The organism is Chitinophaga sp., from assembly GCF_035761305.1.
In the GTDB taxonomy this organism is placed as follows: Bacteria; Bacteroidota; Bacteroidia; order Chitinophagales; family Chitinophagaceae; genus Chitinophaga.
Genome location: NZ_DASTRI010000255.1, coordinates 1 through 5,825, shown reverse-complemented (window position 1 = coordinate 5,825; position 5,825 = coordinate 1). Strand labels below are relative to the sequence as shown.

General features: G+C 50.0%; 4 protein-coding genes and 1 pseudogene. All 5 read left to right on the top strand.

The window, feature by feature from the left end:
* A pseudogene (locus tag VFS25_RS21285) lies at window positions 1-626 on the top strand (hypothetical protein); the annotation flags it as partial.
* Window positions 627-693: 67 nt separating this feature from the next.
* Window positions 694-1,584 (top strand): NAD kinase, encoded by an 891-nt coding sequence (locus VFS25_RS21280; protein WP_326464199.1) that lies wholly within the window; start codon window positions 694-696, stop codon window positions 1,582-1,584.
* Between the two features lie 237 nt (window positions 1,585-1,821).
* Window positions 1,822-2,688, top strand: coding sequence for a DUF6089 family protein (locus tag VFS25_RS21275; protein WP_326464198.1), 867 nt, complete (start codon window positions 1,822-1,824; stop codon window positions 2,686-2,688).
* A 346-nt stretch (window positions 2,689-3,034) separates the two neighbouring features.
* Window positions 3,035-3,796, top strand: coding sequence for an isoprenyl transferase (locus tag VFS25_RS21270; RefSeq protein WP_326464197.1), 762 nt, complete (start codon window positions 3,035-3,037; stop codon window positions 3,794-3,796).
* A 97-nt stretch (window positions 3,797-3,893) separates the two neighbouring features.
* The coding region (locus tag VFS25_RS21265) for a BamA/OMP85 family outer membrane protein (RefSeq protein ID WP_326464196.1) at window positions 3,894-5,825 on the top strand (1,932 nt) is incomplete at its 3' end.

Sequence of the window (5,825 nt, the reverse complement as noted above, 5' to 3'; positions counted from 1 at the left end):
GGCCGGGGCGGCGCCGGGTGCAGTATATGGACCTGCTGTACCGCATTACCTATACCAATGCAGACAGCTGGATATATCCCCTGAAAGGCATTAGCCTGCAGGGCGAAGTGGAAAAGCTGGGCTTTGTGCCCTTTAACGATGTTGACCACTGGAAAATAAGGGGCAAGGTTACCCGGTACTGGCAGCTGTTTCCCCGCACATATGGCGCATTAGGCATACGTGGGCAGGCCAAGTTCCCCGCCGACCAGCCTTATATGAACCAAAAAGCCATGGGTTACCAGGAGGATTACCTGCGTGGCCTGGAGTACTTTGTGGTAGACGGCACCAGCTTTTTTATTATAAAATCAACCCTGCGCCGCGAGATTTACAGCTTTAACGTAAAGCTGCCCTGGATCCCCGAGCGGTTTAATACCATACCCGTACGCCTGCTGCTGAAAGCGTACAGTGATGCGGGTTATACCTACAGCCGGCGGCCCGGCAACGGTTTCCTGAGCAACACCATGCTGTACACCTGGGGCGTGGGGCTGGATATTGTTTCTTTTTACGACAGCTGCGTGCGTTTAGAGTACAGCATAAACCAGTTAGGGCAAAAAGGGCTATTTTTACACACTAAAATCGATATGTAGTTAAACAGTTGCCGGTTATTGCCGCAGCGAATGGCTAACTACCGCCAGTTGGCCGCTTTTCTTAATTATGCAGATAGCACTTTACAGTCGTGGATTTATTACAGCCGACCTGGGAAACATACGGCTGCTGCTGGATGAGCTGCAACGGGAGGAAATTACCCCGGTAATTTATGAACCGTTTTACCGCAGCCTGCAGCCGCACATACCGTTTGCAACAGCGCCGGCTACGTTTGCCCATGCCGGTGATCTGAACAACATGACCATCGACTGCCTGGTAAGCCTGGGCGGCGACGGCACCCTGCTTGATACCGTGTGCTTTGTGCGCGATAAGAACATACCGGTGCTGGGCATTAACTTTGGCCGCCTGGGATTTTTAGCAAGCATAGGCAAAGAGGAGATACATGCCGCTGTAAAGGCATTGCAGCAGCGCACCTACGTGGTGGACAAAAGAACCCTGCTGCACCTGGACTGCAATATTCCACTGTTTGGCGATGTGCCCTATGCCCTGAATGATTTTACCATTCATAAAAAAGACACCTCCGCCATGGTGAAGATACATACCTACCTGAACGGAGAGTTCCTGAACACCTACTGGGCCGATGGGCTGATAGTGGCCACGCCCACCGGCTCTACCGGTTACTCGCTCAGCTGCGGCGGGCCGGTAGTGTTCCCCGAAGCAGGCAGCTTTGTAATTACCCCTGTGGCCCCCCATAACCTGAATGTAAGGCCCGTAGTAGTGCCGGACAATAACGTGATCTCTTTTGAGGTAGAGGGCCGCAGCGATCTCTTTTTATGCACGCTGGACAGCCGTATGGAAACCATTGACAATACCGTGCAGCTGGCAGTGAAAAAAGAAGCGTTTAAACTTAGCCTGTTACGCCTGGACGACAGCAACTTCCTGCACACGTTGCGCCATAAGCTGCTGTGGGGCATTGATACGCGCAACCGGCTGAAATAAAATGTGCTGAGCGCAAAACCCTGAAGCTGAAGGCGGAACGCCGAAAACCCTTATTGCCGTGGTTACGTTAATATATTTCGGGCTTCGCAACTGGTTGTGCCATAATTCGCGCTACAGGCATCGCCCCCATTCTTAATTCGTAATTGAATAATTCGTAATTGACTCATACATTTGTTTAATTTTCTTAATAGATAATACCAAAAGCAGGAGAAATCGCGTTTAAGTAGGACCGTAATTATGCAACTAGCTATCTTTCATTTCCGGCGCACCGTTACTTCCGGCCTTATTGCCCTTGGAATGCTGCTGGCCTTTCCTGCGCTGGCGCAAAATGAGCTGCAGTACGTGGGGGAGCTGGGTTTTTCCGTTGGCGGCGCCCAATATTTCGGCGACCTGAATCCCCGCAGCGCCCTTAACACAATAAAACCTACCATTGGTATTTTCTACCGTAAATACATGAATGATTACATTGGCATACGCGCGCATTTCCGCTATGCGCGCCTGGGGTATTCCGATGTGTATAATACGAACGAGTTCCAGCACCGCCGGAACCTGAGCTTTAACTCGGATATATTTGAGCTGGCCCTGCAGGGCGATTTTAACTTCTTCCGTTTTGAGCCGGGCAGCTACGACTACCGTTTCAGCCCTTATTTTACAGGAGGGGCCAGCCTGTTCTACTACAACCCTTACGCTTACCTGAACGGTGAAAAGTATTACCTGCAGCCCCTGCATACCGAAGGGCAGGGATCGGCCCAGTACCCCGACCGTAAGCCTTACAGCCTGGTAGCGCCGGCCTTTTTGCTGGGCGGCGGGTTTAAATACAATCTTTCCCGCTCCGTAAACGTAGGCCTGGAGGTGCTGTACCGTTTTACGCAAACCGATTACCTGGATGATGTAAGCAAAACCTACGCAGGCGCAGCGCTGTTTCCTCCCAAGATCAACGGGGATAATACCGTGGCCTACCTGCTGCAGGACCGCTCCTATGCCACCGGCGATCCTATAGGGGTGCCTGGCCGGCAGCGGGGCAACAGCCGGGATAAAGACCAGTTTGTGACCGTGGAGTTCACCATCAGCATACTGTTTACCACTTACCGCTGTAAATTTTAGCCACGCGGCAGGTTTTGAAAATACACCGGCGCGGTGCCGCAGCTTAGCGATCTTCCGCCCTGTTTTTCAGGCGTTCAGCGGCCCATATACCCTTTTGGACGATAAAAACACTGAATTGGCAGCCAAATACCCCAAAAGCAGCCAAAGGCCGGCGGTATAATGCCTGTAAACTGCCCCTCAAAGCGGGCTTCGGATTGACCTCAATTGCCTACAGGCTTGACTTTCGCTGTTAAAACTACGTTAAAACAACCGGCCAGACTTTGCCGCAAAAGGCATATATCTATTTTTGTATCTTTGCACACTTTTAGTAAATCTGTTATTCTGTTTTTAATTTGCCTGAACACTCATGAGTTTGAAGGATAAACTAGACTTACAACGGTTGCCGCGCCATATAGCTATTATTATGGACGGTAATGGCCGTTGGGCCAAGGAAAAAGGGCAGGACAGGCTTTACGGGCACCATGAGGGCGTAGAAAGTGTGCGTAATGTTGTAGAAGCCTCTGCTGAACTGGGCATAGGGTACCTTACCCTGTATGCCTTTTCCACAGAAAACTGGGACCGCCCGGAAAATGAGGTGAACGGCATTATGGAGTTGTTGGTGAATACCATCCGTAAGGAAGTGAACACCCTCACTAAAAATAATATTAAGCTGCATGTTATAGGCGATATGACCATGTTGCCCCCGCATTGCCAGCGCGAAATGGAGGAAGCCATTGCCATTACCAGCAATAATACCGGTTTAAACCTGGTAATGGCCCTTAGCTACAGCGCCCGTTGGGAAATTGTGACCGCGGCCAAAAAAGTAGCGGAGGACGTGCAGGCAGGAAAATTAAAACCCACCGATATTACCCAGGATGTATGGCAGCGATACCTATGCACTTCAGCATTGCCAGACCCGGAGCTGATGATCAGGACCAGCGGTGAATGCAGGATCAGTAATTTCTTATTATACCAGCTGGCTTACGCGGAACTTTATTTCACAGACACCCGCTGGCCGGATTTCCGCAGGGAAAACCTGTATGAGGCCATCTTAAATTATCAAACCAGAGAAAGGCGTTTTGGCAAAACAAGCGAACAAATTCAGCAGAATGAAGAAATTATTTCCTAAGAGCCTACTGGCCATAGTTTTATGTTGCAGTGCGGGGATCCGTGTGTTTGCCCAGCAGAGAGATACTGTACCGGCGCCTGTAACCACTCAGCCAGACATGCAAGCGGCTCTGGGAAATCCACAGCAGTACGAAATTGCAGAAATAACCGTTACCGGTACCCAGTTCCTGGATAAGTCGTTGCTGATATCCCTGTCGGGCCTCAATGTAGGCGACAAGGTCGTATATCCCGGCGGCGACCAGTTTGCAAAGGCCATACAAACCCTGTGGGGCCAGCGCCTGTTCGCCAACGTAGCCATTTATGTTACCAAGGTGCAGGATGATAAGATATGGCTGGAGATTAACCTTACGGAACGTCCGCGCCTGGCTAACTTCATATTCCGCGGCGTCAAAAAATCAGAAGCAGAAGACCTGGCCAAGAAATCATCGCTGCGTAAAGGAAGCGTAATTACGGAAAGCATGAAGCAGAACACCATTTCCGTAATACACAAGAACTATGAGGAAAAAGGTTTCCGTAACGTAACCGTTACCGTTACCGAGCGTACAGATACTTCCCAGCTGAATGCGGCCGATGTTATTTTTACCGTAAACAAAGGGAACAAGGTTAAGATTAACGATATTAACATAGTAGACAACAGCAATATCGGCGACGCCAGGATCAAGAAGCGGATGAAAGGCACCCGCGAGCGCACCCGCTTTACCCTGCACCCCGATAAGGAGCAGGTGTATACCGATACGGCTCATGTACAATCCGATTACTGGAGCAGCTTTGGTTTCCTGGTGCCCTCCCGCACCATAGAAGAGCTGGACCCCTACTTCCGCTTTAAGATGTTCACCTCCGCCAAGTTCAATGAAACCAAGTATGCAGAGGATAAGGAAAAAGTAATTGCCTATTATAACTCCCAGGGTTACCGCGATGCGCAGATCGTAAACGATACTACGTATAAAACAAAAGCAGGTGGCCTGAATATAGATATGCAGATACTGGAAGGCAAAAAGTATTATTTCGGGAATATTGTATGGAAAGGCAATACCCGTTACAGCGACTCTTTGCTGACCCGTGTGCTGGGCATTAAAAAAGGAGATACCTATAACCTGGAGCTGCTGGAGAAACGTTTGGGCAAGCAGCTGTCGCCCGAAGGCGGCGACGTTAGCGGCCTGTATATGGACTACGGCTACCTGTTTTTCCGTGTAGACCCTGTGGAAACCGGTATTCACGGTGATACCATCGACTATGAGATCCGCATTACAGAAGGGCCGCAGGCTACCATTAAGGAAGTACGTATAGCCGGTAACGATAAAACCAACGAGCACGTAATACGCCGTGAGCTGCGTACGCTGCCCGGCGAAAAATTCAGCCGCGCAGACCTGATCCGCTCTCAAAGGCAAATTGCCAACCTGGGTTATTTTAACCCGGAAAAAATAGGCATTAACCCCGTGCCCAACATACAGGACGGTACCGTGGATATTGACTATACGGTTGAGGAAAAGGCCAACGACCAGCTGGAGCTGTCTGCCGGCTGGGGTGGTTACATTGGCTTAACCGGTACGCTGGGGGTAACGTTCAACAACTTTTCGCTGCGCAACATTTTCCGGAAAGAAACCTGGGACCCGCTGCCCAGCGGCGATGGCCAGAAGTTATCCGTACGCGTATCATCCAACGGTAAAGCTTACCGCTCCTATAACTTTTCCTTTACAGAACCCTGGCTGGGCGGTAAAAAGCAGAACCAGTTTTCTGTAAACTTCTATAACAGCTACCAGAACCCAAGCGCATACAATGAGTATATATATGGTACCACTACCGGTACCGATACCTACTTTAAGGTAATGGGCGCCTCCATATCACTGGGTAAGCAGCTGAAATGGCCGGATGATTACTTTACCCTTATTTATGCGCTGAACTATCAGCAGTATAAGCTCAAGAACTACGATTACTTTAACATCGGGTTCTCCAATGGTACTTCCAACAATATCAGCTTTAAGCTAACGCTGGCCCGTTCTTCTGTTGACCAGCAGATATTTCCCAGGAGC

Bases quoted from the DNA above. Each gene is read 5' to 3' on its own strand.
- VFS25_RS21280 (WP_326464199.1), top strand. From the start codon at position 694: ATGCAGATAGCACTTTACAGTCGTGGATTTATTACAGCCGACCTGGGA.
- VFS25_RS21270 (WP_326464197.1), top strand. From the start codon at position 3,035: ATGAGTTTGAAGGATAAACTAGACTTACAACGGTTGCCGCGCCATATA.
- VFS25_RS21275 (WP_326464198.1), top strand. From the start codon at position 1,822: ATGCAACTAGCTATCTTTCATTTCCGGCGCACCGTTACTTCCGGCCTT.